Here is a 1,044-nt window from a genome sequence, read left to right as displayed (position 1 = left end):
CTTGGCGTCGATCTTGCCGGCGAGCAGCGTGCGAGCGGCTTCGACGGCGATGTCGACGGCGCTGGCGCGCACTTCGCCGATCGCCTCGCGCTCGGCCTGGCCGATCTTCTGTTCGGCAAGAGCGGTGCGCCGCGCGACGTAGTCCTCGGTCTTCTTGTGCGCCTCGGCGGCGAGCAGTTCGGCTTCGCGCTTGGCCGCGGCGACGATGTCCGCGGCCTCCTGCTCGGCTTCCTTGCGCTTGCGCTGGTATTGGCCAAGCAACTGCTGGGCCTCCTCGCGCAGCCTGCGCGCCTCGTCAAGCTCGCTGCTGATCCTGGCGGCGCGGGCATCGAGCGCCTTGGCGATCAGGCGGGGCACCTTGATGTAGATGGCGATACCCAAAAAGATGACCAGGGCGATCGTGGCCCAGAGCGTTGCAAGAGATGTGGCGTCCATGATGCGCTCCTCACCCGGCCACGGACTTGACCGCGGCCGCAATCTCGGCCTTGCTGGCTTTGCCGCCGACCAGCGCCTCGACGATCGCCGAGGCAGTGTCCTCGGCGATGCTGCCGACTTCCTTCATGGCGTTGGCCTTGATGGAAGAAATGCGCGCCTCGGCCTCGCCGAGCTTCTCGTCGAGCGCGGCCTCGATCTTCTTGCGCGCGGTCTCGGCTTCCGCCTTGGCCGCGTCATTGGCCTGCTGGCCGCTGGCGTTGGCGTTTTTCTTGGCTTCCGCCAGCTCCTGCTCGTAAGCAGCAACGGCGGCGTCGGCCACGCCCTTCAACTTCGCGGCCTGATCGAGATCCTGGCTGATACGGTCGTTGCGGACATCGATGATGCCGCCGACGCGCGGCACCACCACCCTCTTCAGGAAGAGGTAGAAGAGCCCGAACGTGATCGCCAGCGATAGAAGCTGCGACGGAAACGTCGCCGGATCGAATGGCGGAAACATGCCATGAGCCTCGGCAGGCACGCTGGTGCCGGAATGCGTGTCGCCTTCCGTCGCAGCGTGGCCAGCCTCGGTGGCAGGCGCGGACTCTTGCGCAAAGGCAGATGTCACGAACA

Annotated in this window: 2 protein-coding genes; both read right to left on the bottom strand. The window is 66.3% G+C overall.

Annotated features, from left to right (window positions below; all coding sequences use genetic code 11):
* A partial coding sequence (locus FJ980_RS34090) for a F0F1 ATP synthase subunit B (protein WP_140547720.1) occupies positions 1–435 on the bottom strand: 435 nt, incomplete at its 3' end.
* Positions 436–445: 10 nt separating this feature from the next.
* Positions 446–1,044 (bottom strand): F0F1 ATP synthase subunit B (locus FJ980_RS34085; RefSeq protein ID WP_140547719.1); only part of this gene is annotated, 599 nt, incomplete at its 5' end.

Origin of the sequence: Mesorhizobium sp. B1-1-5 (assembly GCF_006443065.1) — a bacterium.
Taxonomy (GTDB): Bacteria; Pseudomonadota; Alphaproteobacteria; order Rhizobiales; family Rhizobiaceae; genus Mesorhizobium.
This window is presented reverse-complemented; position numbering and strand designations above follow the sequence as displayed.